The organism is Pseudomonas sp. AM4(2022) (assembly GCF_036346515.1).
Taxonomy (GTDB): Bacteria; Pseudomonadota; Gammaproteobacteria; order Pseudomonadales; family Pseudomonadaceae; genus Aquipseudomonas; species Aquipseudomonas paracarnis.
This window is the reverse complement of record NZ_JAOTNW010000002.1, coordinates 142,908-168,056: the sequence shown is the minus strand read 5'-3', so window position 1 is coordinate 168,056 and position 25,149 is coordinate 142,908. Positions and strand designations below refer to the sequence as shown.

General features: G+C 61.0%; 25 protein-coding genes and 1 pseudogene. 16 read left to right on the top strand and 10 right to left on the bottom strand.

The features are described 5' to 3' along the window. Genes ODQ19_RS03120 through lptM form a run of 4 tightly spaced genes read right to left on the bottom strand, consistent with a single transcriptional unit; the run spans position 1 to position 2,994 of the window. Positions 1-717 (bottom strand): DUF484 family protein, encoded by a 717-nt coding sequence (locus tag ODQ19_RS03120; protein WP_014720458.1) that lies wholly within the window; start codon positions 715-717, stop codon positions 1-3. Between the two features lie 13 nt (positions 718-730). Continuing rightward, positions 731-1,561, bottom strand: a complete 831-nt coding sequence (dapF, locus tag ODQ19_RS03115) for a diaminopimelate epimerase (protein ID WP_330209314.1) — start codon at positions 1,559-1,561, stop codon at positions 731-733. A 3-nt stretch (positions 1,562-1,564) separates the two neighbouring features. Beyond that, the gene (gene lysA, locus ODQ19_RS03110) at positions 1,565-2,812 is read right to left on the bottom strand and encodes a diaminopimelate decarboxylase (RefSeq protein ID WP_330209313.1); all 1,248 of its coding nucleotides are present in this window, start codon (positions 2,810-2,812) and stop codon (positions 1,565-1,567) included. A 14-nt stretch (positions 2,813-2,826) separates the two neighbouring features. Then, positions 2,827-2,994, bottom strand: coding sequence for an LPS translocon maturation chaperone LptM (lptM, locus tag ODQ19_RS03105; protein WP_003195417.1), 168 nt, complete (start codon positions 2,992-2,994; stop codon positions 2,827-2,829). Positions 2,995-3,232: 238 nt separating this feature from the next. Here lptM and cyaY point away from each other — a divergent pair, with 238 nt between their 5' ends. From cyaY to rnk, 3 genes are all read left to right on the top strand, one after another. Next, positions 3,233-3,565, top strand: a complete 333-nt coding sequence (cyaY, locus tag ODQ19_RS03100) for an iron donor protein CyaY (RefSeq protein ID WP_017526850.1) — start codon at positions 3,233-3,235, stop codon at positions 3,563-3,565. A gap of 2 nt (positions 3,566-3,567) precedes the next feature. After that, a complete protein-coding gene (locus ODQ19_RS03095) occupies positions 3,568-3,786 on the top strand; it encodes a DUF1289 domain-containing protein (protein ID WP_032897694.1) in 219 nt (72 codons plus the stop codon). Positions 3,787-3,917: 131 nt separating this feature from the next. Continuing rightward, on the top strand, positions 3,918-4,331 hold the full coding sequence (gene rnk / locus ODQ19_RS03090; protein ID WP_116666588.1) for a nucleoside diphosphate kinase regulator: 414 nt from the start codon (positions 3,918-3,920) through the stop codon (positions 4,329-4,331). Here the strand turns inward: rnk and ODQ19_RS03085 are convergent. From ODQ19_RS03085 to ODQ19_RS03075, 3 genes are all read right to left on the bottom strand, one after another. Then, complete coding sequence (locus tag ODQ19_RS03085) at positions 4,328-7,168, bottom strand: class I adenylate cyclase (RefSeq protein WP_330209433.1); 2,841 nt, start codon at positions 7,166-7,168, stop codon at positions 4,328-4,330. The genes rnk and ODQ19_RS03085 overlap by 4 nt on opposite strands. Positions 7,169-7,335: 167 nt before the next feature. Further along, positions 7,336-7,590, bottom strand: coding sequence for a TIGR02647 family protein (locus ODQ19_RS03080; protein WP_014720451.1), 255 nt, complete (start codon positions 7,588-7,590; stop codon positions 7,336-7,338). 95 nt (positions 7,591-7,685) lie between these two features. Then, on the bottom strand, positions 7,686-7,970 hold the full coding sequence (locus tag ODQ19_RS03075; RefSeq protein ID WP_014720450.1) for a hypothetical protein: 285 nt from the start codon (positions 7,968-7,970) through the stop codon (positions 7,686-7,688). A gap of 125 nt (positions 7,971-8,095) precedes the next feature. Between ODQ19_RS03075 and ODQ19_RS03070 the strand changes: the two genes are divergently transcribed. Next, entirely contained in the window at positions 8,096-8,755 is a 660-nt protein-coding gene (locus ODQ19_RS03070) for a glutathione S-transferase family protein (protein WP_330209312.1), read from the top strand. Positions 8,756-8,851: 96 nt separating this feature from the next. Here the strand turns inward: ODQ19_RS03070 and argH are convergent, their stop codons facing one another. Continuing rightward, positions 8,852-10,246: an argininosuccinate lyase gene (argH, locus tag ODQ19_RS03065; RefSeq protein WP_020302866.1), complete on the bottom strand. Its 1,395-nt coding sequence runs from the start codon at positions 10,244-10,246 to the stop codon at positions 8,852-8,854. Positions 10,247-10,747: 501 nt separating this feature from the next. Between argH and ODQ19_RS03060 the strand changes: the two genes are divergently transcribed. From ODQ19_RS03060 to ODQ19_RS03030, 7 genes are all read left to right on the top strand, one after another. Continuing rightward, positions 10,748-11,494 carry a LytR/AlgR family response regulator transcription factor gene (locus ODQ19_RS03060; RefSeq protein ID WP_116666589.1) on the top strand — a complete coding sequence of 249 codons (747 nt, stop codon included), beginning with the start codon at positions 10,748-10,750 and terminating at the stop codon, positions 11,492-11,494. Between the two features lie 138 nt (positions 11,495-11,632). Continuing rightward, positions 11,633-12,574 (top strand): hydroxymethylbilane synthase, encoded by a 942-nt coding sequence (gene hemC / locus ODQ19_RS03055; RefSeq protein WP_330209311.1) that lies wholly within the window; start codon positions 11,633-11,635, stop codon positions 12,572-12,574. Next, positions 12,571-13,329 (top strand): uroporphyrinogen-III synthase, encoded by a 759-nt coding sequence (locus tag ODQ19_RS03050; RefSeq protein WP_330209310.1) that lies wholly within the window; start codon positions 12,571-12,573, stop codon positions 13,327-13,329. The genes hemC and ODQ19_RS03050 overlap by 4 nt, the downstream gene beginning before the upstream one ends. Before the next feature lie 18 nt (positions 13,330-13,347). Continuing rightward, positions 13,348-14,463 carry a uroporphyrinogen-III C-methyltransferase gene (locus tag ODQ19_RS03045; RefSeq protein WP_330209309.1) on the top strand — a complete coding sequence of 372 codons (1,116 nt, stop codon included), beginning with the start codon at positions 13,348-13,350 and terminating at the stop codon, positions 14,461-14,463. Between the two features lie 5 nt (positions 14,464-14,468). After that, entirely contained in the window at positions 14,469-15,710 is a 1,242-nt protein-coding gene (locus ODQ19_RS03040) for a heme biosynthesis protein HemY (RefSeq protein WP_330209308.1), read from the top strand. Positions 15,711-15,946: 236 nt separating this feature from the next. Continuing rightward, a complete protein-coding gene (locus ODQ19_RS03035; RefSeq protein ID WP_116666592.1) occupies positions 15,947-16,468 on the top strand; it encodes a disulfide bond formation protein B in 522 nt (173 codons plus the stop codon). Positions 16,469-16,677: 209 nt separating this feature from the next. Continuing rightward, on the top strand, positions 16,678-17,136 hold the full coding sequence (locus ODQ19_RS03030; protein ID WP_034129039.1) for an Rsd/AlgQ family anti-sigma factor: 459 nt from the start codon (positions 16,678-16,680) through the stop codon (positions 17,134-17,136). A 53-nt stretch (positions 17,137-17,189) separates the two neighbouring features. On the opposite strand, the gene ODQ19_RS03025 is transcribed toward ODQ19_RS03030, so the two are convergent. Further along, positions 17,190-17,867 carry an FKBP-type peptidyl-prolyl cis-trans isomerase gene (locus ODQ19_RS03025; protein ID WP_330209307.1) on the bottom strand — a complete coding sequence of 226 codons (678 nt, stop codon included), beginning with the start codon at positions 17,865-17,867 and terminating at the stop codon, positions 17,190-17,192. Positions 17,868-18,059: 192 nt separating this feature from the next. Here ODQ19_RS03025 and ODQ19_RS03020 point away from each other — a divergent pair. Then, positions 18,060-19,049, top strand: a pseudogene (locus ODQ19_RS03020) (AlgP family protein); the annotation flags it as partial. A gap of 209 nt (positions 19,050-19,258) precedes the next feature. On the opposite strand, the gene ODQ19_RS03015 reads toward ODQ19_RS03020, so the two are convergent. Continuing rightward, a complete protein-coding gene (locus ODQ19_RS03015; protein WP_330209305.1) occupies positions 19,259-19,723 on the bottom strand; it encodes a TIGR02444 family protein in 465 nt (154 codons plus the stop codon). A gap of 50 nt (positions 19,724-19,773) precedes the next feature. Here ODQ19_RS03015 and ODQ19_RS03010 point away from each other — a divergent pair, with 50 nt between their 5' ends. The 4 genes from ODQ19_RS03010 to ODQ19_RS02995 all read left to right on the top strand — a co-directional run bounded on the left by ODQ19_RS03010 (position 19,774) and on the right by ODQ19_RS02995 (position 25,148). Next, entirely contained in the window at positions 19,774-21,684 is a 1,911-nt protein-coding gene (locus tag ODQ19_RS03010; protein WP_330209304.1) for an ATP-binding cassette domain-containing protein, read from the top strand. Then, a complete protein-coding gene (locus ODQ19_RS03005) occupies positions 21,684-22,250 on the top strand; it encodes a mechanosensitive ion channel family protein (RefSeq protein ID WP_003195372.1) in 567 nt (188 codons plus the stop codon). Before ODQ19_RS03010 ends, ODQ19_RS03005 begins: the two co-directional genes overlap by 1 nt. A gap of 169 nt (positions 22,251-22,419) precedes the next feature. Then, the gene (locus tag ODQ19_RS03000; RefSeq protein ID WP_330209303.1) at positions 22,420-23,052 is read left to right on the top strand and encodes a LysE family transporter; all 633 of its coding nucleotides are present in this window, start codon (positions 22,420-22,422) and stop codon (positions 23,050-23,052) included. Between the two features lie 200 nt (positions 23,053-23,252). Next, positions 23,253-25,148 (top strand): FTR1 family protein, encoded by a 1,896-nt coding sequence (locus ODQ19_RS02995; protein ID WP_330209302.1) that lies wholly within the window; start codon positions 23,253-23,255, stop codon positions 25,146-25,148. Position 25,149: the final 1 nt, after the last annotated feature.

Sequence of the window (25,149 nt, the reverse complement as noted above, 5' to 3'; positions counted from 1 at the left end):
TCAGCGCACCGCGCGCAAGGTGGTGGTGTGGCGTGGCAGCACGCGGCCCAGCACTTCGGCGATATAGGTCAGGAACAGCGTGCCCACCGAGCTTTTGTAGTGCGCCGGGTCGCGGCTGGCGATGGCCAGTACCCCGTGCAAGCCTTGATGGCTGAGGGCGATAACGGCCGTAGAGCCGATCTGCTTGCGCTGTTCGGCGCCAAACAGGAAGTCCAGCTCATGCTCGCGCAAGGTGCCGCTGACAGTTTTGCCTTCGGACAGCAGGCCGCCGATGGCCGTCTGCGCTTCGCCACCTGTGACCCAGCGGCCCACCGGCATCGGGTTGTCGCTGAACAGGATCAGGCTGACGAAGGGCACCTGGAAATCCTCACGCAGGCTGTCTTCCACGGCGATCACCGTTTCTTCCAGGCTGGTGGCATCCATCAGGGTCAGAATCAGGCGGCGGGTCTTGTCGAACAAGCGGTCGTTGTCGCGGGCCACGTCCATCAGATGAGAGAGCCGGTGGCGCATTTCAATATTGCGCTCGCGCAGGATCTTCATCTGCCGCTCCACCAGCGACACGGTATCGCCGCGCTGGTGGGGGATGCGCAGGGCTGGCAGCAGTTCTTCGTGCTCGACGAAGAAGTCCGGATTAGCCTCAAGGTACGCCGCGACAGCAGCGGCCTCCAGGCTTTCACTCGGGGTAGCGTGTGCGGGTACTTGAGGCTTATCGGTCATTAGCTTGGCTCACTCATAGACGGACCTGTCCTTCGTATACACGCGTGGCCGGCCCGGTCATCATCACCGGGTGGCCAGGGCCTGCCCATTCGATGGACAAACGTCCGCCGGGCAGGTCGATCAACAGTGGCGAATCCATCCACCCCTGGCTGATCGCGGCCACGGCAGCGGCGCAAGCACCGGTGCCGCAAGCCTGGGTTTCGCCGACGCCGCGTTCCCATACGCGCAATTGCGCACGGTTACGGTCGATCACCTGCAGGAAGCCCACATTGGCCCTTGCCGGAAAGCGCGGGTGATGTTCGATCTTCGGCCCCAGTTCGTGCACGGGGGCGTTATTGATATCGGTGACCCGCAGCACTGCATGGGGGTTACCCATGGACACGGCGGCGATCTCCACGGATTTGCCATCCACGTCCAGCGGGTAACTGAGGGCCTGCTCGGTAGCCTGGAACGGAATATCCGCCGGCACCTGGCGCGGCGCGCCCATGTTGACGCTGATCTGGCCATCGTTGCGGATGTCCAGTTCGATCACGCCGCCTTTGGTTTCGACGCGAATCTGGCGTTTGGCAGTCAGGCGTTTGTCGAGCACAAAGCGCGCAAAGCAGCGCGCGCCGTTGCCGCACTGTTCCACTTCGGAACCGTCGGAGTTGAAGATCCGGTAGCGGAAATCCACCTCCGGGTTGCTCGGCGCCTCGACCAGCAGCAACTGGTCGAAACCGATTCCGGTGTGGCGATCGCCCCACTGTTTGGCGTGCTTGGGCAGGATGTGCGCGTGCTGGCTGACCAGGTCGAGGACCATGAAATCATTACCCAGCCCGTGCATCTTGGTAAAACGCAGCAGCATGGCTTACTCCGGCAGCAGGCTTTCGCCAGCATACAACTCGGCTACCGTCTCGCGGCGACGCACTTCAAATGCTTGATCACCGTCCACCAGCACCTCGGCGGTACGCCCGCGGGTGTTGTAGTTGGAACTCATGACAAACCCGTAAGCACCGGCCGAATGCACGGCCAGCAGATCACCTTCCTCAAGCGCCAGCTCACGATCCTTGGCCAGGAAGTCGCCGGTCTCGCAGATGGGCCCGACGATGTCATAGGCGCGGGCTTCGCTTGTGCGCGGCGTCACGGCGGTGACATCCATCCAGGCCTGGTACAGCGCCGGGCGGATCAGGTCGTTCATCGCCGCATCGACGATGGCGAAATCCTTGTGCTCGGTATGCTTGAGGTACTCGACCTGGGTCAGCAGCACGCCAGCGTTGGCGACGATATAGCGGCCCGGCTCGAACATCAGCGTCAGGTCGCGGCCTTCGATGCGTTCGCGCACGGCCTGGATATAGTCGGCAATCAGCGGCGGCTCTTCATCGCGATAACGCACGCCCACGCCACCACCGAGGTCGATGTGGTGCAGGTAGATGCCGCACTCGCTCAGGCGGTCGATCAAGGCCAGCAGGCGGTCGAGGGCATCCAGGAACGGTGGCAGGGTGGTCAGTTGCGAGCCAATATGGCAGTCGACACCCAGCACTTCCAGGTTCGGCAGTTGGGCGGCGCGGATGTACACGTCCTCGGCGTCGGCGATGGCAATGCCGAACTTGTTCTCTTTGAGACCGGTGGAGATGTACGGGTGGGTGCCGGCGTCGACGTCCGGGTTGACGCGCAGGGAGATCGGCGCACGCACGCCCATTTCGGCCGCGACCACTTGCAGGCGCTCCAGCTCGTCGGTGGATTCGACGTTGAAGCAATGCACGCCGACTTCCAGGGCGCGGCGCATGTCTTCGCGGCTCTTGCCGACGCCGGAGAAGACGATTTTGTCCGCCTGGCCACCGGCGGCCAGTACGCGTTCCAGCTCGCCACGGGACACGATGTCAAAACCAGCGCCAAGACGCGCCAGGACGTTGAGTACACCCAGGTTGGAGTTGGCCTTGACTGCGTAGCACACCAAGTGCGGCACGCCGTCGAGCGCGTCGGTGAACGAGCGGTATTGGGCTTCGATATGCGCACGCGAGTACACATAGGTTGGGGTGCCGAAGCGCTGGGCAATCGCGGACAAGGCCACGCCTTCCGCGAACAGCTCGCCGTCCCGGTAGTTAAAAGCGTCCATAAGTTTCCCTTAACTTAGTAGGTGTCGTGCTTATGGGCTTTTGACGGCTTTTGCGACGATTGCGCCTGTTCGTTTGGATCTTTGCTGTCATCCGGCAGGTACAACGGGCCTTTCTGGCCACAGGCACTAACGAGGCAAGCGACCGCGACGAGCGCAGCAAGGGAAGAGATCAGGCGCTTCATGGCGAAATCCTTGAATATGCATTAATTGCGCCCGAGTATACCGACCACCCGCCAGCTTGCCTATGCGCCGCAACACCCGTCCGGCGGGGGTTTGCCGAGACAGTAGGGAAGCAGGCTACGATGCCTGGGGATATTTCGTACCGTCATCCGTGATCAAATCAGTATCCTTTGCAATCGGCGAAGCTCGCCCGTATCGTGCGGCGCTTGAGCAAAACCAGACACTTTTGAGGTTGCCACAATGAGTTTGACCGAAGCCCGTTTTCACGACCTGGTGGATGCCACCCAGGAGAAGCTGGAAGATATTTTCGACGACAGCGACCTGGACGTGGACCTGGAAAACTCGGCCGGTGTGCTGACCGTCAAGTTCGAGAGCGGCCAGCAATTGATCTTCAGTCGCCAGGAGCCACTGCGTCAGCTGTGGCTGGCGGCGCGTTCCGGTGGCGTTCACTTCGACTACGACGAAGAAAGCGGCAAATGGCAGTGCGACAAGAGTGAAGAGTTGCTGGGTGAGATGCTCACGCGCCTGGTCCAGGAATATACCGGCGTTGAGCTGGATTTCGACGAGATCTGATGGTGAGTGAGCCTGCAACCGTACGCCCGCCCAAGCCGCTGTTCAGCAACGTCAGCCCGGCAGTGCCGTCACCTTGTATCAGTTTGTGTCGCCTGGACGAGCAGAAAGTCTGCCTGGGCTGCTTCCGCCACGTGGAAGACATCCGGGAATGGCGCTCTGCCGACGATGCGCGGCGCCGGGTGATCTGCGCCGAGGCCGAGCAGCGCAAGGCGAGCACCTGACGGCGTCTTGTTTATTTGTGTCGCTGTGGTAGTGTCCGGATACACCTCCATTCATCGAGGTCCGTGAGAACCCCGCCTTTTTCTGGCGGGGTTTTGCTTTTTTGTGCAGAAAAAAGGAGTCTGCCTGAATCATGACCACCGCACCGTCCATCATTCTTACCCGTCTTGACGTGCAGCGTCTGGAGCAACTGATCGACCGCTTGGGCGACGAGTTTCCCGGCGTCGAAGCGTTGCAAGCCGAACTCGACCGCGCCGAAGACGTGGTTGGTCACGATGAAGTGCCTGCGGGTGTCGTGACCATGAACTCCAGCGTGCATTGCCGTGAGCAAAGCAGCGGCAAGGACTATCACCTGACGCTGGTCTACCCCAAGGACGCGAACGCCGACGAAGGCAAGATCTCGATCATGGCACCCGTGGGCAGCGCATTGCTCGGCCTGCAAGTGGGCCAGCACATCGACTGGCCGGCGCCAGGCGGCAAGACCCTGAAGCTGGAATTGCTCAGCGTCGAAGGCCAGCCCAAAGATGGTGGCGCCTTCCCGCTCTAAACCTGATTCAAGGCCGCATTGAGTGACTGTTCCAGTTCGGCTTTATAGCGCAGGTACAGATTGCTTGGGCTTTGCACATCACCGAGCAGTCCCGACAGATCCAGATCAGTGATATAGCAGCGGTAACGCTCGGTTTCCCGACGTTGCCCGACGATCTCCCGGGCGACCACTGCAAACAGCTGGTCGCCAAATTCCAGTTCGGAAAACTCCCGCTGATTGCAGTACAGGGTGATCCCCACTTGGCCTGGCGCGCCTTTGCCGATAATGGCCTGCACGTCATAAAACGCCTTATTGGCAGGGTCTTGCGGGGCCGGCCTTGGCTCAACGCCCCGCGCACGGCCGCTGCCCGATGGCAACAGTTGGTAGTACAGGATCTGTACCTCGCCCGCGGGTTGCTGGGCGTCCAGGGACGATAGCGCTTCGCGGCGGTACAGGATCGATTGCAAAAAGCGCTGCAGCGGTGCCAACAGGCTTTGCTCATCATGAAACGGCAAGTGCTGCTGCCAAAGCGCGTTGAATTCGTCGAGCACGTAGACGTCGGCGAAGCCTTCATTGACGCGGTAGAACACCTGCACACACTCCGCTTGGCCCATGGGCAGCAGCAGCGCCAGGTCGTGGTCTTCCAGGGCCATGGCGTCCAGGTGCCACGGGCTGTAGCTGGCCAGCTCCTCGCTGAGGTAGGCGATCAGCGTGTCCTGGGTCGGCAGTGACACATGGGTGGCCTGGCCCGGTACCAGTTCCATAACGTGATAATGCTGCTGCACCTGGAGCAGGTAGCGATGATTGCCCTGGCCGAGCAGCAGATGCTGCGCGGTGTCGAATACCTCTTCTACACGTTGGGCAATGAACTGTGCCCGGTTGTGGCAAAAACAACGCACTCGAAGGCGTGGCAGATGGTTCGATGGCAGTTGATTGAGGTAGTCGCGCAGGCAGTCGAGCAGGGCGTGGGGGCCGTCATAGCGGCTGACCATCACTTCGTTCCAGCTGTTGAGCGTGACCTGGTCCAGGGTCAGCACCAGGTTGTCGCGCACGCCGGCATAGCTCAGGGAGTCGGTGCGCTCTGTGGTCATCAGGATATTCAGGTCGCGATGATGCTTGAGTGGGTCAACCCCAACGTTGATCAGCAGCAGCACCTCTTCCGGCACTGCCGGGCGTAGCAAGCGGCTCTCATCGACACTGGCCAGGGGCAGGGCGATGGTCTGTTGCAGGCTGCCCAACAGGTTGAACAGCTCGAACTCGGTCATGTCGCTGGTGCCGGGGTGCAGCGCCAGACGGGTGCTGCTGTCGATCACGCCGTTGCGATGGCACCAGGTGAGCATTTCCAGCAGGTCGCGGCTGCGTTTGATCGGCGCGAAGTGTTCCCACTCCAGAGCAGTAAGGTTGCCGTTATACAGGCCCCAATGGTGCTGGCCCGGCTCCTTGCGGTTGGGCGACTGCACCAGGGTCAAGGTGTCTTCGGCCAAGTCCGGGGCGATGCCGGGGTTGATGAACTCGACCTTGCCGGCCTTGCGCTCGAACGCCGCGTACAAGCGGCGGCCCAGTACATTGAGTTCGCGCTTATTGACCGCGCTGGCGGTGTGTTCGCTGCGGGTGAACTGGGTGAGGAAGCGGTAGCTGTAGTTCAACTCATTGACTAAAGCGCGGCGCTCGGAGGCGACCTGGCGCACTTTCCATTGGCTGCGGCTGTCCAGCAGGGCCAGTTGGCGCGTATCCCAACCCCACTCATGCGCCAGGCGTTCCAGCAGCTGCCGTTGCCAACCGGCGGTGCGCTGGCCGGCGCTGAGCTTGCGGTTGACCTTCAGGTACAGACTGCGCCGCACCAGTTCCAGGCGCTCCAGCTCGTTGCGGGCCTTGAGGTATTCCTCGATACGGCGGTAGACCATGATGTACGGGTCCAGCTCATCCAAGTCTACCTGATGGCTGAACACCGCCTGTTTGAAGCGCAGGCTCAGGCAGTGCACGTTCGGGTGTTCGCTGGCGTAGACCTCGGTCAGCAGCAGCTTGAGCACCGACTTGTAGGGCGACTCGATGCCCTTGAACAGTTGCCACAGCCCGGCACCAATAAACTCCCCCGCAGGTATATGAGCCAGATGGCCGAGGTCGAGGGTTTCATCGGCGCGGATAAAGCGCTTGGAAACCAGGGCGTGAGTAAACTCGGCGTAGCGGTTTTCTTCGTAGACCGGCACCAACCACCAAATGGGCGTGCGCCCGGCCAGCCAGATCGCGGTGCGATAGAACTCATCCAACAGCAGGTAGTGCTGGGTGGTGCCGCAGTCGTCGGAACTCAGTGGCGTATCGCGATCACCCAACACAAAGCGCGTCGGGTCGATCAGGAAGAAATGCGCCTCGGCGCCCATGCCCAAGGCCCAGGTTTCCAGCAGTTGGCACTTTTTGCGTAGCTCGTCCAGCTCGGTCTTGCTCAGGTCGGGAGCGTGGCACACCCACACGTCCATATCGCTTTGATCGGCCTGCGCCAGCGTGCCAAGGCTGCCCATCAGGAACAAGCCGTGGATCGGCGTAGGCGGGTTGCCGTGGCGCGGTTTATAGGAGAACGAACGGGTCAGGCGCTGGGCATCGGCCAGGGCCTGGGTGTCCGGTTCGAAATTCGACAGGCCGGCTGGTGTGTTACTGGAGACATAGCCCGGCAACAGCGGATGATTGACGTGGAAAAACAGCGGCAACAAAGCCAGCACGCTTTGCTGGCGTGGCGTCAGCCCCTCGACGGCCCGGGCCATGCGGCCTTGATTAAGGGTCATGAAACGCGCGCGCAGTTGGGTCAGCACCTTACGGTCGATGCCTTCGTCCAGATCGGGGCGGATTTCATGGGTGCGGGTCATGTCGAACTCGGTGGCTCGCAGCCCGACGCGGGCGGCCATGCAGGAGTTTACAGACAGTAGCGTAGGAGTTTTAGAGGGAAGTGGCTTTTTGGCGTCAGAATTTCGTATGCCGCGCAGCAACACCCGCGGAATCCGCAGGCGGCGGACTCCATGGGCGGTATCAAGTATCAGGCGGCTTCTTTGGTGTTGGCAGTAGTCAGGATGGTCAGCAGGGTTTGGGCTTGCTCGGCAGCGTCCCGGCCAAGGCTCGTCAGGTAGCCCCCGTCCGGTTGGTCGATCAGCCCTTTGGCATGGAGGCGCTTGGCAGCGGCGATGGCAGTAGGGGCGGCAGTCTGATGGACTTTCAAGCCTTCCTTGGTGCTGTCCAAGGGGAAGAGTACAAGGATTTCCAGTTCGGCAACCAACTCAGGGGTATACGACATAAGGACTCCAGACTTTCTAAAATTTATTAGAGGCTAGCAGGCCATAAGGTGAACGCACTTTGCCGAACTGTCCAGCGTGTTGCTGTGTGCCGGGGTTATTCCTTTTCCGGTGGCAGCTCGGGCAGTGCCCGCAGTGCCGTTTCATACCACTCGGTATTGAAGGCGCGGTCATCTTCGAGCATGGCGTCGATCTCGAACGCCAGCACGTGAGCCATCAGATTCAGGATATCTTCGCGCTCGTAACCCACCAGGGTCAGTTTGTTGAACGTAGCCTTGGCCGCTGGCGGGTTATCGCTCTCGATCTGGTTCTCGATGGCTTCGATCAGCGTGGTCTCGGTAAATTCTTCTTCGTCGTTGTCGATATCGGTCGGCTCGCTCATGGCAGGCTCCTCAAGGAAAGGGCGTCAGTCTACCCCCATTCAGGTGGGTGATGCTGCTGGTCAGGGTGCCCTCGAGGATCTATAACTCTTGCAGCCAACCCCACACCCGGCCTGGAGGCTTTGCGATGCTCAAGCTTTACGGATTTTCGGTCAGCAACTACTACAACATGGTCAAGCTGGCGCTGTTGGAGAAAGGACTGCCCTTCGAAGAGGTGCCTTTTTATGCCGGGCAAACTCCCGAAGCCTTGGCGGTAAGCCCCCGCGGCAAAGTGCCGGTGCTGGGTGTGAAGCAGGGGTTCATCAACGAAACCAGCGTCATCCTCGAATACCTCGAACAGACCCAGGAAGGCCCGGCGCTACTGCCCGCCGACCCGTTTGCGCGGGCTCAGGCGTTGGCGTTGTGCCGTGAGATCGAGCTGTACATCGAACTGCCTGCACGGGCGTGTTTCGCCGAGGCTTTTTTCGGCATGTCGGTTCCGGAGGCGATCAAGGAAAAATCCAGGGCCGAGCTGTTGCTTGGGATCGGTACGTTAGGGCGGCACGGTAAGTTCGCGCCTTATGTGGCAGGGGAGAGCTTCACCCTAGCGGACCTGTATTTCATGTACAGCTTGAACCTTGCCTGCGGTGTGGGCGAGAAGCTGTTTGGGTTGGACCTGCTGGAGCAGTTGCCGAAGGCGAAGGCCTTGTTGGTGCGCCTGAATGAGATGCCCAACGCGCAGAAGGTAGAGGCGGATAGGCAGGCGGCGATGCCGGCATTCATGGCGATGATTGCGGCCAAGAAATAACCAATGTGGGAGGGGGCTTGCTCCCGAAGGCGGTGGGTCAGCTAAGATTTTCTTGACTGATACACCGCCTTCGGGAGCAAGCCCCCTCCCACAGTTTTAGCGGCTGGCGAGCAATTGCTGGCCGCGCACGACCGCCGCCTTGACCTGTGCCGGCGCAGTGCCGCCCACATGGTTACGGGCATTCACGGAGCCTTCCAGGGTCAGCACGGCAAACACATCCTGCTCGATCTGGTCGCTGAACTGGCGCAGTTCTTCCAGGCTCATTTCCGCCAGGTCCTTGCCGGTGTCCACACCGTACTTCACGGCGTGGCCGACAATTTCGTGGCAGTCACGGAACGGCAGGCCACGGCGCACCAGGTAGTCCGCCAGGTCGGTCGCGGTAGAGAACCCGCGCAGCGCCGCTTCACGCATGATCGCGTGCTTGGGCTTGATCGCCGGAATCATGTCGGCAAAGGCACGCAACGAGTCGCGCAGGGTGTCCGCTGCGTCGAACAGCGGTTCCTTGTCTTCCTGGTTGTCCTTGTTGTAGGCCAGTGGTTGGCCTTTCATCAGGGTCAACAGGCCCATCAGTGCGCCAAATACACGGCCGCTCTTGCCACGCACCAACTCTGGCACGTCGGGGTTTTTCTTTTGCGGCATGATCGAGCTGCCGGTGCAGAAGCGGTCCGGCAGGTCGATGAACTGGAATTGGGCGCTGGTCCATAGCACCAGCTCTTCAGAGAAGCGCGACAGGTGCATCATCGCGATGCTGGCGGCGGCGCAGAACTCGATGGCGAAGTCCCGGTCCGACACGCCGTCCAGGGAGTTGCCGCCCACGGCGTCAAAGCCCAGCAGTTGCGCGGTGTACTCACGGTCGATCGGGTATGTGGTGCCGGCCAGTGCAGCGCTGCCCAGCGGCATGCGGTTGGCACGCTTGCGGCAATCGACCAGGCGCTCGTAGTCGCGGCTGAGCATTTCGAACCAGGCCAGCAGGTGGTGGCCGAAGGTCACGGGCTGTGCGGTCTGCAGATGAGTGAAGCCGGGCATGATGGTGTCCGATTCACGCTCGGCCTGCTCCAGCAAGCCTTTTTGCAGACGGGTGATTTCGCCCAGGATCAGGTCGATCTCATCGCGCAGCCACAGGCGGATATCGGTGGCGACCTGGTCGTTACGGCTACGGCCGGTGTGCAGTTTTTTGCCGGTCACGCCGATGCGGTCGGTGAGGCGTGCCTCGATGTTCATGTGCACGTCTTCCAGGTCGACGCGCCAGTCGAACGTCCCTGCCTCGATCTCACCGCGGATGGTGGTCAGGCCGTCGATGATGCTGTCACGCTCGGCGTCGGTCAGCACGCCGACCTTGGCCAGCATCGTGGCGTGGGCGATGGAGCCCATGATGTCGTGGCGGTACAGGCGTTGATCGAAGGTGACGGAGGCGGTGAAGCGCGCGACGAAGGCGTCGACGGGTTCACTGAAGCGGCCGCCCCAGGACTGGTTGGTCTTGTCGGTGCTCATGGATTCGCTCGTGATCTGCTTAAAAGAGGCATGAAGGTGTGCCGGCGATCATAACAGGGTTGCCCGTGGAGGCGGTGCTGCGGGTGGCCGGCAATTTTATTTGTGTAAGAGATGGCTAAGTGCCTTGCCGCCGACCGCATCCGGGACGAGACTGGGGGCAGGTACTTATTGAAACGATATTTGACGATTGAGCAATGTCGCCTCAGTGAGCGTCTACAGTTGGACTGATAGTGTGTGAATGCACCAAAGTCGGGTGATGCGGTCATAACCAGACTATCCATTAAACAGGGGGGTATTCGGATTGTTTATCAGTGAACCCTACGACGATGCCCGAAGGCAGCGGGTCTTGGGCGCTATTGAACAGGTCCGGGTAAATTTGGGTGCCATTCTCAGGGCACTTTTTGCCGCTCGCGCTAGTCTTAGCGTGGATCGCTGTGACGTCAGTCACCGCACCTGTCTACGCTATCCTTGTGCGAGACTCACGCAGGAATCCAGCGCAATATGAATGTCCTGATCGTTGATGACGAACCCCAAGCCCGCGAGCGACTGAGCCGTTTGGTCAGTGAACTCGAGGGTTATACAGTCCTTGAACCGAGTGCCACCAGCGGCGAGGAGGCGTTGACGCTGATCGACAGCCACAAGCCGGACGTCGTGCTGCTCGATATCCGCATGCCGGGCTTTGATGGCCTGCAGGTCGCCGCCCGCTTGAGCGAACGCGAATCACCGCCCGCCGTGGTGTTGTGTGCGGCGCAGGATGAGTTTTCTGCACAGGCGCTGGAAGACAGCGGTGTCAGTTTTCTCGTCAAGCCGGCCACTGCCGAAGCCTTGCTCAAAGCCTTGAAAAAAGCCGAGCGTCCCAGCCGCGCCCAACTGGCTGCCTTGACGCAACCGGCTGCGCAAAGTGGTAACGGGCCACGCAGCCATATCAGCGCGCGTACCCGCAAGGGCATCGAACTGATCCCACTCGGCCAGGTGGTCTACTTTATTGCCGATCACAAGTACGTGACCTTGCGCCACGAGACCGGTGAAGTGTTGCTCGATGAGCCGCTCAAGGCCCTTGAAGATGAGTTTGGCGATCGTTTCGTGCGCATTCATCGCAACGCGCTGGTCGCCCGTGAACGCATCGAGCGCTTGCAGCGCACGCCCCTGGGGCATTTTCAGCTATTCCTGAAGGGGCTCAATGGCGATGCGTTGATCGTCAGCCGACGCCATGTCGCTGGCGTGCGCAAGATGATGCAGCAGCTTTAGCCCAAGGGCTGCGGCGTGGTCTGCATTCCTTATCCCGGTGCGACGTGGCCAGGGAGGCCCCGCACTTGCTGATTCAAATCAAAGCGTATTTGCCTGAGCTGTTATTATCCGCCGTATCTATTTAGTACGGATTGATCCATGTCCTCTCGCGAAATCCGCATCGCCACCCGTAAAAGCGCCCTGGCCTTGTGGCAGGCCGAATACGTCAAAGCACGCCTTGAGCAGGCCCATCCCGGCCTCAAGGTATCCCTGGTGCCCATGGTCAGTCGCGGCGACAAGCTGCTGGACTCGCCACTGTCGAAAATCGGCGGCAAGGGCCTGTTCGTCAAGGAACTGGAAACCGCGCTGCTGGACAACGAAGCCGACATCGCCGTGCATTCGATGAAAGACGTGCCCATGGACTTCCCTGAAGGCCTGGGCCTTTTTTGTATCTGCGAGCGCGAAGACCCGCGCGACGCCTTTGTTTCCAACACCTTCGCGTCCCTGGACGAATTGCCGCTGGGCAGTATCGTCGGCACCTCCAGCCTGCGCCGCCAGGCCCAGTTGCTGACGCGACGTCCCGACCTGCAGATCCGCTTTTTGCGTGGCAACGTCAATACGCGCCTGGCCAAGCTCGACGCCGGCGAATACGACGCGATCATCCTCGCTGCTGCCGGCCTGATCCGCCTGGGCTTTGAAGACCGTATCACCTCGGCCATCAGCGTCGACGACAGTCTGCCGGCTGGCGGGCAGGGCGCAGTCGGCATTGAATGCCGCACCGCCGACAGCGAAATTCACGCGCTGCTAAAACCTCTCGATCACGCAGACACCGAAGTGCGCGTCACCGCCGAGCGTGCCTTGAACAAACACCTTAACGGTGGCTGCCAAGTGCCCATCGCCTGCTATGCCGTACTCGAGGGTGAGAACCTGTGGCTGCGTGGCTTGGTCGGTGATCCGGACGGCGGTAACCTGCTGACCGCCGAGGTACGTGGGCCGCAACGTGATGCCACGGCCTTGGGGATTCAGGTCGCCGAAGCGTTGCTGGAAAAAGGCGCGGGTGCCATTTTGCAAAAAGTCTATGGCGAGGCCGGCCCGCAGTGACCGACTGGCGAGTGCTGCTGACGCGGCCTGCCGAGGAGTCGACGGCCCTGGCGGCGTTATTAGCCCAGAGCGGTATTCACAGCAGCTGCCTGCCTTTGCTGGAGACTGAAGCGTTGCCGGTGACCGCTGAACAACACGCGGTGTTCGGCGCGCTGCCGCGCTATTGCGCTGTCATCGTGGTGAGCAAGCCGGCTGCGCGCCTGGCGTTGCAGCGGTTGGGGGACAGTGTGCCGCCAATGCCCTGGTTCAGTGTCGGCGCGGCCACGGCCCAGATACTGGCCGATCATGGCCTCAACGTTCACTATCCCGCCACGGGCGATGACAGCGAGGCCTTGCTTGAACTGCCCGCCTTGCGCGAGGCTATTGCACTGTCGGGCGCACGGGTGTTGATCCTGCGCGGCGAGGGCGGGCGCGAGTTGCTGGCAGAGCGTTTACACGAGCAAGGTGCTAGTGTCGATTACCTGGAATTGTATCGGCGTTTTCTTCCGGTGTATGAGAAGGGCGCGTTGATGCAACGCATCCAGTTGGAACGCTTGAACGGCCTGGTGGTCAGCAGTGGGCAGGGTTTTTTACACCTGCACGCGTTAGCCGGCCCCGATTGGCCAGAGGTGGCACAGCTGCCGTTGTTCGTGCCCAGCCCGCGTGTATATGAAATGGCGCGGGCCGCGGGTGCAGAAAAAGTTGTGGATTGTCGCGGTGCGAGTGCCGCGGCTTTGTTAGTGGCGTTAGGGAGCTATCCCGTTCCCACTCTCTGATACGCAAAGGACGGATACGTGAGCGAAACAGCCTTGCCTAAAGATGAAGCTCAGCCCGCGCTTGATGCGCCGGTCGAGACACCGGTCAGCGCGCCACGCCGTGGCAATGGCTTGGCCATTGTCGCCTTGCTGTTGGGCGCTGCGGGCGTAGCCGCCGGCGGCTGGGGGATCTGGCAGGTCCGTGCCCTGCAAGCCAGCAGCCAGCACCAACTGGGCCAGGTGCAGACCCTGGATGACCAGTCCCAGAGCCTCAAGCAAGGCCAGCAACAGCTGGCCGCCCGCCTGGCGCAGTTGCCGGGTGCGGATGAGCTGGAAGAGCGTCGCCGTCTGGTCACTCAGTTGCAGGGTGATCAGCAGCGCCTCAACCAGCGTCTGGAAACCGTGTTGGGTGCCAGCCGCAAGGACTGGCGCCTGGCCGAGGCCGAGCATCTGATCCGTCTGGCCAGCTTGCGTTTGTCCGCCTTGCAAGACATCAACAGCGCCCAGTCGCTGGTCCAGGGTGCCGACGAGATTCTTCGCGAACAGAGCGACCCAGGGGCTTTCGCCGCACGCGAGCAACTGGCCAAGAGCCTGGCCGCGCTACGCAGCACTGAGCAACCGGACCGTACCGGCCTGTACCTGCAATTGGCTGCCTTGCGTGACCAGGTGGTGCAACTGGCGGCGATTGCCCCGGAGTATCAGCTCACGGAGCCTGCTTCCCAGGGGCGTCCCACCAGCGATACGCAGAACCAGTTGAGCCAGTGGTGGGAGCAGATTTCCCGTTACTTCCGCATCGACTTCAACCCAGACGACAACATCCGCCCATTGTTGGCAGGCCAAGGCCTGAACCAAGTGCGGCTGGCCTTGAGCCTGGCGCTGGAGCAAGCCCAATGGGCTGCGCTTAACGGCGAGGCGGCGGTGTACAGCCGCTCGTTGGGAGAAGCGCGCAGCGTATTGCAGGACAACTTCAACCAGGACAACCCGCAGAGCAAGGCGATGCTGGCGCGTATTGCCGAGCTTGAGCCCAAGGCGGTGTCGGTGGTCACGCCTGACCTGGCTGCGAGCCTGGCCGCTGTGCAGGCGTACCTTGAACGTCGTCATCAGTCTGCCGACGAAGCCAAGGCCTCGGCTGGCAATCCGGCGACCCAGGAGTAGAGCTGATGAAGCGTTTCTATGTGATCCTGGTGCTCGCAATTGCGGTCGCCCTGGCGCTGGGTGTGGGCATTTCGAAGCACACCGGCTACGTGTTGATTACCTATCCTCACCTGCTGCATTACGAATCAAGCCTGTGGGCGACATTAGTGGCGGTGTTCGCCATTGGCTTGGCGATTTACCTGATCCGCGTGTTGTGGAGCCTGGTCACCACATCCGGTGGCGTGGTCAACCCTTGGTCACGACGCAACCGCAGCCGTCGTGTGCAGATCGCTATCGAGCAAGGCCAGATGGACCTCGCCGAGGGCCGCTGGGCCAGCGCCGAGCGCCACCTGCACCGCGCTGCCGAAGCAGAGCGCCAACCCCTGCTGTATTACATCGGTGCCGCCCGTGCGGCCAATGAACAGGGCCGTTATGAGGAATCCGACGGTTTGCTGGAGCGCGCCCTGGAGCGCCAGCCCCAGGCAGAACTGGCCATTGCACTGAGCCATGCGCAGTTGCAGATGGACCGTGGCGATACGGAAGGTGCACTGGTCACTCTTCAGGCGATGCATGAGCGTCACCCGCATAACGCGCAAGTGCTGCGACAGTTACAACGTCTGCATCAGCAGCGTGGCGATTGGTCGTCAGTGATTCGCCTGCTGCCCGAGTTGCGCAAGGACAAAGTCTTGCCCGCCAGCGAGCTGGCCGAGCTGGAACGTCGCGCCTGGGGCGAGAACCTGAGCCTGGCGGCCCAGCGTGAAGAGCAAGGCGAAGCAGGGTTGCAGTCTCTGGAGCGCGCGTGGGAGCAACTGACCGCAGCCCAGCGCCAACAGCCACAACTGGTATTGGCGTATGCCGACCAACTGCGTCGATTGGGCGCGGATGCCAAGGCCGAAGAAGTGCTGCGTGGTGCCCTTAAACGCGGTTATGACAGTCACCTGATCCGGTTGTATGGCCTGCTGCGCGGCAGTGATCCTGCGCGGCAACTGAAGTTTGCCGAAGGCTGGCTCAAGGACCATCCAGGCGATGCCAGCCTGCTGCTGACGCTGGGTCGTCTGTGCCTGCAAAACAGTCTGTGGGGCAAGGCGCGGGATTATCTGGAAAGCAGCCTGCAAGTACAGCGCAATCCCGAAGCCTGCGCCGAATTGGCTCGCCTGCTGGCCCAATTGGGCGATACCGAGCGCAGCAACCAGCTGTTTCAGGAAGGCTTGGGGTTGCTCGACAATCGTCTGCTGTCCTCGCCGCTGCCAGTGCCTGCGCGAGTTTGAAGTAGGAAAGGGTGGATGGGTTGGCTAGGACCGATCTGACACCCAATCCTTCAAACCCTGCAACCCCTCGGCTTAACTGGCTTTGTTACTAATTCCTACTTGTTGTGGCTGATTTTCCTCGGGCCCGTGGCGGGATGTCCTTATGTTTTCGAGGAAATGTCCTCTCTAGGGCGTATTGAAAGGGGTCGGGCCTTTCCTCTACCGTAGCGACCTATCTCTTGCAGTGCGGATAAACAATGTCTCTGGCCCCTTTACGCTCTTTGTTTTTCCTGGCGTTCATGGCGGGTGCGCTGACGTTGGGCGCGTCTTACTACCTTCAATACGGTGCGCTGCTACGACCTTGTTTTCTATGCCAGGTACAACGCCTGTTCCTCGCCTCTTTTGCATTGATCAACCTGATTGCCGCGCTTCACAAACCTGGGCGTTCCGGCCTTTGCCTTTATGGGTTGGCGAGCATGGGCTGTGCGTTGCTGGGTGCCATCACCGCAGGCCGGCAAGTCCTGTTGCAGAACAGGCCGGCAAGCCAGGTGGGGGATTGCTGGCCCAGCCTGCAGCACATGCTTGAAAACCTGTCTGTCTGGCAGGCAATGCGCTCGGTGTTCAATGGTACGGTCGATTGCGTTGAAATCAACTGGACGCTGTTTGACTTGAGCCTGCCTGAGTGGAGCCTGCTGTTTTTTGTGGCGATGCTGATTTTGGGGTTCATGCAGGTGTCACGGTTGTTGTTCGGCAGGCATTTGCGCCTCGCAACGCCTTGAAAACGAGACTCAGGTTGTAGGCGCGGATTAAACACTTGTATGAACATTCTCTCCTGCGTACCTTGAAGCCATAGTCATGCGGGCATAATCTGGCCCGCACGCGTTATCCAAACCGCTTGTCAGACGCGGCCTTGTCCGTCTGCCGCTTCATCCTTGAAGTGTCGCGCAGGTACAGAGCTGCGGCGCCCCAATAGGGAAGAGAGATCATCATGTTGGAAAGTTGTCAGAATGCTCAGGAACGCTGGGGTGGTGTGCACAAGCTGATCGATAGATGGCTGCTGGAGCGTCACGAACTGATTCAGGCCTATGACACTCTTGGTGCCCATCCCGATGCATTGGCTGAGAAGCAAAAGCCTCTGCAAGAATTCTGCGGGTCTTTGGTGGATTACGTGTCTGCGGGTCATTTTGAGGTTTATGAGCAGCTGACCGGCGAAGCGAAAGCCTTCAATGACAAACGCGGATTGGAATTGGCCGAAACCCTTTACCCGCGCATTGATGTGATCACCGAGAAGCTGCTGGCCTTTAATGATCTGTGTGATGAAGGCAAGTGTGTTGCTGAAAAATTCAAGGAGCTCGGCGGTCTGCTCCATGAGCGTTTCGAATTGGAAGATTGCCTGATCGAAGTGTTGCACACGGCCCACAAACAAAAGGCTGCTGTCCAGGCCTGATCCTTGGCGGCGAGATAAAAAAACGGTGCGCATGTCGCACCGTTTTTTATGGGTCAGTGGCGAGTGCCGAGCAGTTCAATTTCGAACACCAGCGGCGTATAGGGTGGGATCAACTCACCTGCACCGTCTGCGCCATAGGCCTGGGCTGAAGGAATCACCAGGCGCCATTTCGCACCCACCGGCATCTGTTGCAATGCACTGCTCCAACCGCTGATCACGCTGTTCAGGCGAAACCATTGCGGTTGCGTACTTTTGTCGAAGACAGTTCCGTCAGGCAGTCGGCCTACGTATTTCACCTGCACTTCATCGCTGGCCAACGGCTTGTTGCCAGTGCCCGGTGCCAGCTCGGTGAGCAGGATCCCATCGGCCAACTGACGAACGCCAGCGGCGGCTTTTTCCCTTGAGAGAAATTGCTGCTCGGCAGCGAGTGCTTTTTCGCTTTGAGGTCGTTGGGCGTCGGCGGCGCTCTGTGCTTCGTGCTGCGCGAGGACCTGTTCGATGCGCGCGTTATCCAGCGCCAGTGGCTTGCCTTGGTAGGCTTGCTTGAGTCCGTCGAGCAGGGCCTGTATCTGCAGGTCGGGGACTTCCTGGCGCAACCGTTCGCCAAGGCTTGCGCCCAGGCTATAGGCAAGATCGTGCGGGGCTACGGCGGTGGTGTTTGACGAGGGTTGCTCGCTTGCATCGGCCACGCAAATCGCCAAGCCGAACACTAGAAAAAGGTAACGCGACATGGGCATGCTCCCGGCGAAAGTGCGACGGATTATGCCAGTGCGAGTGCGTAAAAAGTGGCGTGGTTTTCCGTTATATCGATAAGAATTTTCGCACGGTGCAACGCAAGGCAAAGGATACTGTCAACATGCCCTAGCGGCGGTAAGAGCAGAGGGCTAGTATGAGCCGCACCCACGTCAGCCAGGAGGTAAACCATGTCGGCCAAACAGAAGCCTGTAAATACCCCGTTGCACTTGCTCCAACAACTTTCGGGCAGCCTGCTCGAACATCTGGAAAGCGCGTGCTCCCAAGCCTTGGCTGATGCAGAAAAACTGCTCGCCAAACTGGAAAAGCAACGCGGTAAAGCGCAAGAAAAGCTGCACAAGTCCCGCACCAAACTGCAAGATGCCGCCACTGCCGGCAAGTCCAAGGCGCAAGCCAAAGCCAAAGGCGCGGTCAAAGAACTTGAAGAGCTGCTGGATGCTCTCAAGGATCGCCAAGCCGAAACCCGCAGCTACATTTCCCAACTCAAAAAAGACGCTCAAGAAAGCCTGAAACTGGCCCAAGGCGTTGGCCGTGTGAAGGAAGCCGTAGCTAAAGCACTGGGTGCTCGTACGCCTGCGAAAGTTGCCGCTAAGCCAGTCGCTAAAACCGCTGCTTCCAAACCAGCCGCCAAACCAGCCGCTAAGCCAACTGCTAAAACTGCTGCTGCCAAACCAGCTGCCAAGCCGGTTGCTAAAACCGCAGCTGCCAAACCAGCCGCGAAGCCAGTTGCTAAAACTGCTGCTGCCAAACCAGCCGCTAAGCCAACTGCTAAAACTGCTGCTGCCAAACCAGCCGCGAAGCCAGTTGCTAAAACTGCTGCTGCCAAACCAGCCGCTAAGCCAACTGCTAAAACTGCTGCTGCCAAACCAGCCGCGAAGCCAGTTGCTAAAACTGCTGCTGCCAAACCAGCCGCGAAGCCAGTTGCTAAAACTGCTGCTGCCAAACCAGCCGCGAAGCCAACTGCTAAAACTGCTGCTGCCAAGCCGGCAGCGAAGCCAGCTGCTAAAACCGCAGCTGCCAAACCAGCCGCTAAGCCAGCTGCTAAAACTGCTGCTGCCAAACCAGCTGCCAAACCAGCTGCCAAGCCAGTTGTTAAAACTGCTGCCGCCAAACCAGCTGCCAAGCCAGTCGCTAAAACCGCAGCTGCCAAACCGGCCGCAAAGCCAGCCGTTAAACCGGCTGCTGCCAAACCAGCCGCTAAGCCAGCCGCTAAACCTGCTGCAGCCAAACCAGCCGCAAAGCCAGCGCCCGCAAAGCCAGCTACTCCAGCAGCACCCGCTGCCACTCCGGCAGCAGCCACCGCTCCAACTGCATCGGCCAGCAGCACCCCTGCACCGGTAGCGCCAAGCACCACCCCAACCAGCGCTTCCTAAGTGTTGGTGGCCATGACGCGCAATTGCAGCAGCGCGTCGTGGTCAAGGTTGGCGGCTTCGGTCGCCAGGCCTTCAAGCCAGTCTTGCTGACCCACCACCTCATTGATCGGCCATGCCTGCGCCAGCGCTTCCAAGCGCGCCAGCAGCGTTCTTTCGGCCTCCAGCTCCAGTGTCTTGACCTGCTCTCGTAGTGATGCCAACTGCGCATCCTGCTGGACCAAGGCGCGCCATTGCACGCGCATTTGGCGTAGCGGTTCGACAACCTGCACCTGCCACGGATGAGCGATCTGTTGCAATGCCTGAGCGCGTTCGGGCTTGTACGCCACACCTCGTTTTTCCAGCCACGCACCACACAACAACAGGCACACGTCTGCCCCATGTTCTTGCACGCGCAGGCAGGCGGCCTCCACGCCCGGGCGGGCATAGGTCGAAAGGGCAAAGCTCCACAGGTCAGCGCACATATTCACACCCAAGCCAGCGGCCAACGAAGCTGGTAGACTCCGCCGCCATTATGATCCGACTTCAAAGCCTAACATTACAGCGTGGCCCGCAACGTCTTCTTGAAGACGCCGAGCTGACCCTGCACGCCGGTCACAAAGCCGGCCTGATCGGTGCCAACGGCGCCGGCAAATCCACGTTGTTCGCCCTGTTGCTGGGGGAGCTGACCCCGGATTCCGGGGACTGCCTGCTGCCGGCCGACTGGCGCATTGCCCATATGCGTCAGGAGATCGACACCCTGGACCGTATCGCCATCGACTACGTGCTCGATGGCGACCTGCGCCTGCGCCAGGTGCAACACGACCTGGCTGAGGCCGAAAAAGCCCAGGACGGTGCCGCCCAGGCGCGCCTGCATTCGGAGCTGGACAGCGCCGACGGCTATACCGCCGACGCCCGTGCTCGCAAGATGCTTGCCGGCCTTGGTTTTACCAACGAACAGATGGACCGTCCGGTCGCCGACTTCTCCGGTGGCTGGCGCATGCGCCTGAACCTGGCCCAAGCGCTGATGTGCCCCTCGGACCTGCTACTGCTCGACGAGCCGACCAACCACTTGGACCTCGATGCGATCCTGTGGCTGGAAGACTTCCTCAAGAGCTACCAAGGCACTTTGCTGCTGATTTCCCACGACCGGGATTTCCTCGACGCCGTGGTCGATAACATCGCCCATGTCGAACAGAAGAAAATCACCCTTTACCGTGGCGGCTATACCGCGTTCGAACGCGCGCGTGCCGAACGCCTGGCCCAGCAGCAACAGGCCTTTGAAAAGCAACAGGCGCAACGTGCGCACATGGAAAGCTACATCGCAAGGTTCAAGGCCCAGGCCACCAAGGCCCGCCAGGCCCAGAGCCGGATCAAGGCCCTGGAACGCATGGAGGAATTGTCGGCGGCCCATGTCGATTCGCCGTTCGACTTTGTCTTCCGTGAGTCGGTGAAGATCTCCAGCCCGCTGTTGGACCTCTCGGACGCTCGCCTTGGCTATGGCGACAAAACCATCCTGGAGAAGGTCAAGCTGCAGCTCACGCCGGGCGCACGCATCGGTTTGCTCGGCCCGAACGGCGCAGGCAAGTCCACACTGATCAAGAACCTTTCGGGTGAGCTTGAGCCGCTGGCCGGCCGTCTGACCCGTGGCGAGAACACGGTGGTGGGTTACTTCGCCCAGCACCAACTGGACTCGCTGGACGCCAAGGCCAGCCCGCTGTTGCACCTGCAACGCCTGGCGCCGACCGAGCGCGAGCAGACCCTGCGCGACTTCCTTGGCGGTTTCGACTTCCGTGGCGCGCGTATCGACGAACCTGTGCTGAATTTCTCCGGTGGCGAAAAAGCCCGACTGGCCCTGGCCCTGATCGCATGGGATCGCCCGAACCTGTTGCTGCTCGATGAACCAACCAACCACCTGGACCTGGAAATGCGCCTGGCGCTGACCATGGCCCTGCAGGAGTTCAGCGGTGCGGTATTGGTGGTGTCTCACGACCGTCACCTGCTCAAGAGCACCACCGACAACTTCCTGCTGGTGGCCGACGGCAAGGTCGAAGAGTTCGACGGCGACCTGGACGACTACGCGCGCTGGCTGACGGAATACCGCCTGCGCAACGCGCCGGCCAGCAACACGCCGGTCAACCCGGACAAGACCGACAAGAAAGCTCAGCGCCAGGCCGCCGCCGCGCTGCGCCAGCAGTTGGCGCCGCACAAGCGTGAAGCCGACAAGCTGGAAGCCGAACTGGGCAAGGTGCATGAGCGCCTGGCCAAGATCGAAGCCAGCCTGGGCGACAGCGCCGTGTACGAGGCGGCGCGCAAGGACGAGCTGCGTGACTTGCTGGCCGAACAGGCCAAGCTCAAGGTACGCGAGGCGCAGTTGGAGGAAACCTGGATGGAGGCCCTCGAATTGCTCGAAACCCTGCAAGCGGAGCTGGAGGCGCTGTCCTGATGGAAGCGTTGCAATTGCCAGTCCCGGTGCAATGGATCGAGCCCATCTGGATTGGCGTGCAAATCCTGCTGATCCTGCTGGCCGGCTACCTGGCCCAGCGCTTTGTCGCCAAGGGCCTTACGCGCCTGGGTGAGCGCTACCCGTTCCCGCCGCAATTGCTGATGCCTCTGCGTGGCGGCTTGCGCTGGCTGATCATGGGCAGTGCGCTGATCTTCGTGCTGGGTCGCCTGGGTGTGTCTGCCACGGTGCTGTGGACGGCCCTGTCGGGCTTTGTCGCGGTGGCGGCTGTGGCGTTCTTTGCCATGTGGTCGGTGCTGTCCAACCTGCTGTGCGCGATCCTGATCTTTACTGTCGGGCCGTTTCGCCTGGGTGATATCGTCGAGCTGGTGGACACCGTCGACAAGCCGGGCGTGAAGGGCCGGGTCGTGGCGATCAACTTGCTCTACACCACGCTGATCGAAGTCGAGGAAGCCGGGACCAACAGCGCGATGGTGCAGGTGCCCAATAGTCTGTTCTTCCAGCGTTCGGTGCGCCGTTGGCCCGGCTCTGGCACCAACATCCTGTAGGCGCGAGCTTGCTCGCGAAGACCGTAAACGATAACGCAGCGCTTGCAGTCAGCCCGCATCGCCTGTGCATCTTTCGCGAGCAAGCTCGCTCCTACAGAAATCTATAGCCAGCCTTTGGTCGCTGGAGTTAGCTTAAGGCACAACCGCTAACTCCCTTACGAGGTGTGCAATGGCTCTCGATACATGGCTGGCCTTTTTCCTGGCCAGTTGGATCATCTCCCTTTCTCCTGGCGCCGGTGCCATCGCCTCGATGTCCAGCGGCCTGCAGTACGGTTTTTTGCGTGGCTACTGGAACGCCATTGGCCTGCAATTGGGCCTGGCGATGCAGATTGCCGTGGTTGCCGGTGGTTTGGGGGCCATTCTGGCGGCCTCGTCTACTGCGTTCTATGCGATCAAATGGTTTGGCGTGGCCTACCTCGTGTATCTGGCCATCAAACAATGGCGTGCCCTGCCCATGGACATGACCGATGACGCCGCCGTGCGCCCGATCGGCAAACCGATGGCGATGATGTTCCGCGGCTTTCTGGTCAACGCCAGCAACCCCAAGGCGCTGGTATTCATGCTGGCGGTGCTGCCGCAGTTCGTGAACCCGCAGGCGCCGTTGTTGGTCCAGTACCTGATCCTCGGTGCGACCATGATCAGCGTCGATATGATCGTGATGGCGGGCTACACAGGGTTGGCGTCGAAAGTCTTGCGCCTATTGCGTACGCCCAAACAACAGAAACGCGTAAACCGCACCTTTGCTGGCTTGTTTGTCGGCGCTGCCGGTTTCCTCGCGAGCCTGCATCGCGCCACGGCCTGACCAAGCGACTGGCTCAAAAATGTGGGAGCGGGCTTGCTCGCGAAGGCGGTGTATCAGTCAAAGAAGATAGTGACTGAACCACCGCCTTCGCGAGCAAGTCCGCTCCCACATTGGTTTTATGGATATGAAATAACACCTTGAGTCGAATCCATTAAAGCTCAACAATAGTGTTACTTCGTATTTCCACTTGAGATTCATTCATGACCGCCCCTTTCCGCTTTTTCGCCTGGCTGCTGTTGCCGGCGTTGCTGTCGTGCAGCTTCAATCTGTCGGCCGCGACCGCCGAGGGCGCTCCACAAGCCCTGCATCTGCTCGACTACATTGGTGCCGACTACCCACCGACGGTGGAGGCGGGCAAGGTGGTGGATGACTCGGAATACCGTGAACAAGTGGAATTTCTCGGGGTGTTGCAGGGGCTGGTGGCTGATTTGCCAGTCAAGCCCGAGCGCGCCGAGCTGATAAAGGGTGTTGATGAACTGCTGGCCGCGGTCACTGCCCACCAGGACGGTGCGAGCGTTGCCCGCCAGGCCCGTCAATTGGGTGCCAAGCTGGCCGTGGCGTATGAAGTCAGCCAGGCCCCGGCCATCACGCCGGACCCGACGCGCGGCGCGCCGCTCTACGCCCAGCATTGTTCGGTGTGCCACGGTACAGCAGGTGCCGGCGATGGCCCCGCAGGCATGGGCATGACCCCGCCACCCGCTAACCTGCGTGATGCCACGCGCCTGGATCGCCTGAGCCTCTACGCGATCTATAACACCCTCGGCCTGGGCGTGGAAGGCACGGACATGCCGTCGTTCGCTGACCAACTGGACGACCGCCAGCGCTGGGACCTGGCAACCTATATCGCCGGTTTCACGGCCGACCCGGCCGCCGCCAAAGGCGAGCAGACGTTTAACCTCGCCGACCTGGCCCGCCAGACCCCCAATGAAGTGCTCGCCGCTGACGGCCCTGGCGCAGCGGCGACATTCCGCGCCCAACGTGCCCAGCCGCCGCAGGTTCAGCGTGGCCCCGCGCAGTTGCTCGACTACACCGCCGCCACCCTGGACAAGAGCCTCGCGGCCTTCCGCAACGGCGACCACGAGCAAGCTTACGATCTGTCTGTCGCTGCCTACCTGGAAGGCTTCGAGCTGGTGGAAAGCTCCCTGGATAACGTCGATGCCAATGTGCGCAAAGACACCGAGAAAGCCCTGATGGCCTATCGGCAATCGTTGCAGGACGGCTTGCCTATCGAGCAGGTGCAGCAACGTTTGGACGCGGCCAAAGGCAAACTCACTGAATCGGCTGGCTTGCTGGGCGGCGATGGCCTGAGCTGGTCGTTGAGCTATATCTCTGGCCTGCTGATCCTGTTGCGCGAAGGCCTGGAAGCGATTCTGGTGCTGGCAGCGATCCTCGCCTTTCTGCGTAACACCGGCCAGCAATCGGCGGTGCGCAGCGTCAACGTCGGCTGGGGCCTGGCGCTGTTGGCGGGCTTGGCTACGTGGGCCCTGGCGGCCTATGTCATTGATGTCAGCGGTGCCCAGCGCGAATTGCTCGAAGGCTGCACGGCGCTGTTCGCCAGTGTGATGGTGCTGTGGCTCGGCGTGTGGATGCACGACCGGCGTCACGCGGCGGCCTGGCAGGACTACATCAAGAGCAGCCTGGTGGGCGGTGGTGGGCGTTTCGGTTTTGCCGTGCTGGCGTTCTTCTCGGTGTATCGCGAACTGTTTGAAGTGATCCTGTTCTACGAAACCCTGTGGCTGCAGGCCGGCCCTGCCGGGCACAACGCGGTGCTGGCCGGTGGTGCCACCGCGCTGGTGCTGCTGGTGGGCCTGGCCTGGGTGATCCTGCGCGGTTCGGCGAAGTTGCCCCTGGCGCTGTTCTTCGGCATCAACGCCGCGTTGCTGTGTGCGCTGTCGGTGGTGTTCGCCGGGCACGGTGTGAAAGCCTTGCAGGAAGCAGGCATCTTCGGCACGCGGCCGGTGGCGTTCTTTGACTTCGACTGGCTGGGCATCCACGCCGATGCGTACTCGTTGGGGGCACAGGCCGTGGCGATCCTGGCGATTGTGCTGTTGTATGGCCGGAGCCGCCTGACCGAAAAGCGCCGGGCGGCGGCGTAGC

What these genes read in the sequence shown, in the direction of transcription:
- ODQ19_RS03015 (WP_330209305.1), bottom strand. Translation starts at nt 19,723, where the DNA reads ATGTGCGCTGACCTGTGGAGCTTTGCCCTTTCGACCTATGCCCGCCCG.
- dapF (WP_330209314.1), bottom strand. Translation starts at nt 1,561, where the DNA reads ATGCTGCTGCGTTTTACCAAGATGCACGGGCTGGGTAATGATTTCATG.
- ODQ19_RS03000 (WP_330209303.1), top strand. Translation starts at nt 22,420, where the DNA reads ATGGCTCTCGATACATGGCTGGCCTTTTTCCTGGCCAGTTGGATCATC.
- ODQ19_RS03085 (WP_330209433.1), bottom strand. Translation starts at nt 7,168, where the DNA reads ATGACCCGCACCCATGAAATCCGCCCCGATCTGGACGAAGGCATCGAC.
- hemC (WP_330209311.1), top strand. Translation starts at nt 11,633, where the DNA reads ATGTCCTCTCGCGAAATCCGCATCGCCACCCGTAAAAGCGCCCTGGCC.
- rnk (WP_116666588.1), top strand. Translation starts at nt 3,918, where the DNA reads ATGACCACCGCACCGTCCATCATTCTTACCCGTCTTGACGTGCAGCGT.
- ODQ19_RS03005 (WP_003195372.1), top strand. Translation starts at nt 21,684, where the DNA reads ATGGAAGCGTTGCAATTGCCAGTCCCGGTGCAATGGATCGAGCCCATC.
- ODQ19_RS02995 (WP_330209302.1), top strand. Translation starts at nt 23,253, where the DNA reads ATGACCGCCCCTTTCCGCTTTTTCGCCTGGCTGCTGTTGCCGGCGTTG.
- ODQ19_RS03025 (WP_330209307.1), bottom strand. Translation starts at nt 17,867, where the DNA reads ATGTCGCGTTACCTTTTTCTAGTGTTCGGCTTGGCGATTTGCGTGGCC.
- lysA (WP_330209313.1), bottom strand. Translation starts at nt 2,812, where the DNA reads ATGGACGCTTTTAACTACCGGGACGGCGAGCTGTTCGCGGAAGGCGTG.
- ODQ19_RS03035 (WP_116666592.1), top strand. Translation starts at nt 15,947, where the DNA reads ATGTCTCTGGCCCCTTTACGCTCTTTGTTTTTCCTGGCGTTCATGGCG.
- ODQ19_RS03040 (WP_330209308.1), top strand. Translation starts at nt 14,469, where the DNA reads ATGAAGCGTTTCTATGTGATCCTGGTGCTCGCAATTGCGGTCGCCCTG.
- ODQ19_RS03120 (WP_014720458.1), bottom strand. Translation starts at nt 717, where the DNA reads ATGACCGATAAGCCTCAAGTACCCGCACACGCTACCCCGAGTGAAAGC.
- ODQ19_RS03070 (WP_330209312.1), top strand. Translation starts at nt 8,096, where the DNA reads ATGCTCAAGCTTTACGGATTTTCGGTCAGCAACTACTACAACATGGTC.
- ODQ19_RS03080 (WP_014720451.1), bottom strand. Translation starts at nt 7,590, where the DNA reads ATGTCGTATACCCCTGAGTTGGTTGCCGAACTGGAAATCCTTGTACTC.
- ODQ19_RS03075 (WP_014720450.1), bottom strand. Translation starts at nt 7,970, where the DNA reads ATGAGCGAGCCGACCGATATCGACAACGACGAAGAAGAATTTACCGAG.
- argH (WP_020302866.1), bottom strand. Translation starts at nt 10,246, where the DNA reads ATGAGCACCGACAAGACCAACCAGTCCTGGGGCGGCCGCTTCAGTGAA.
- cyaY (WP_017526850.1), top strand. Translation starts at nt 3,233, where the DNA reads ATGAGTTTGACCGAAGCCCGTTTTCACGACCTGGTGGATGCCACCCAG.
- ODQ19_RS03060 (WP_116666589.1), top strand. Translation starts at nt 10,748, where the DNA reads ATGAATGTCCTGATCGTTGATGACGAACCCCAAGCCCGCGAGCGACTG.
- ODQ19_RS03030 (WP_034129039.1), top strand. Translation starts at nt 16,678, where the DNA reads ATGTTGGAAAGTTGTCAGAATGCTCAGGAACGCTGGGGTGGTGTGCAC.
- lptM (WP_003195417.1), bottom strand. Translation starts at nt 2,994, where the DNA reads ATGAAGCGCCTGATCTCTTCCCTTGCTGCGCTCGTCGCGGTCGCTTGC.
- ODQ19_RS03010 (WP_330209304.1), top strand. Translation starts at nt 19,774, where the DNA reads ATGATCCGACTTCAAAGCCTAACATTACAGCGTGGCCCGCAACGTCTT.